The sequence below is a fragment of the Nocardia fusca NBRC 14340 genome (assembly GCF_001618425.1).
In the GTDB taxonomy this organism is placed as follows: domain Bacteria; phylum Actinomycetota; class Actinomycetes; order Mycobacteriales; family Mycobacteriaceae; genus Nocardia; species Nocardia fusca.
Window position 1 is genome coordinate 1 of the sequence record NZ_BDCU01000101.1, and the last position, 940, is coordinate 940.

Annotated in this window: 1 protein-coding gene; it reads right to left on the bottom strand. The window is 63.6% G+C overall.

What is annotated here, in order from left to right; all coding sequences use genetic code 11:
* Nucleotides 1-29: 29 nt before the first annotated feature.
* Nucleotides 30-940: IS3 family transposase (locus tag NF4_RS36015; protein ID WP_232330814.1), on the bottom strand; the 911-nt coding region annotated here is incomplete at its 5' end.

Genomic DNA, 940 nt, shown 5'->3' on the forward strand with positions numbered 1-940 from the left:
GAGGTTCACCCCGAATGGTGGACAGGGGATTATGCAGCTGTAGCAGCTGTGGAGAGTGAATGTTCGTAAGCGAGCGGGCTGATCATCCCGATCGCGGAGTGACGGCGCCGAGTGTTGTACCAGTGCATCCATTTGTCAACCGCGGCAACGAGTTCAGTCTTCGTCACGTAGGTATGCCGGTAGTAGTGTTCGTGTTTGAACGTCGACCACAGCGATTCCGCGCCGGCGTTGTCCCAGCAGATCCCGGTAGCGCCCATCGACCGGTGCAGGCCATGACGACGGCAGGCCGCTGCCATGGCCGAAGCGGTGTATTGACTGCCGCGATCGGCATGTAGAACGATTCCGCGGCCACGTCCGCCGCGTGCCGCGACCGCCATGTCGAGGGTGTCGGTGACCAGTTCGGTGCGCATATGGTCGGCCACCGACCAGCCCAGCACCCGTTTGGAGTGCTCATCGGTGATCGCGCACAAATACATGTCTGCTTCCCCGCAGGTCAGGTAGGTGATATCGCTCGTCCATACCGCGTCGAGCCGGCCCTGGTCGAACCGGCGGCCGACCAGATCCGGCGGGAACGACGCACCCGGGTCGACCACCGTGGTCGTGACCTTGAAGGTGCGGGGGCTGATCCCCTCGATTCCGATACAGGCCATGATCTTGGCGACGGTCTTCTCGGTGACCTTCTCACCGGCCTCGCGTAGATCGGCGGTGATTCGTGGGGCACCGTAGGTGCCGTCGGATTCACGGTGATGGGCCACGATCTTGACTGCCAGGTCCGCCCGGCGCTGCGCCGCGGGTGTCAACACCGGCGACCGGCAGCGTTTCCGGTACTCGTAGTACCCCGACCTCGACACATTCAACAATCGCGCCATCCGCGCGACGTCCTCACCAGCAGCGCCGGTGAACGCATCAGCAGCGGCGCACTCTGCCATCAGCTCGAACC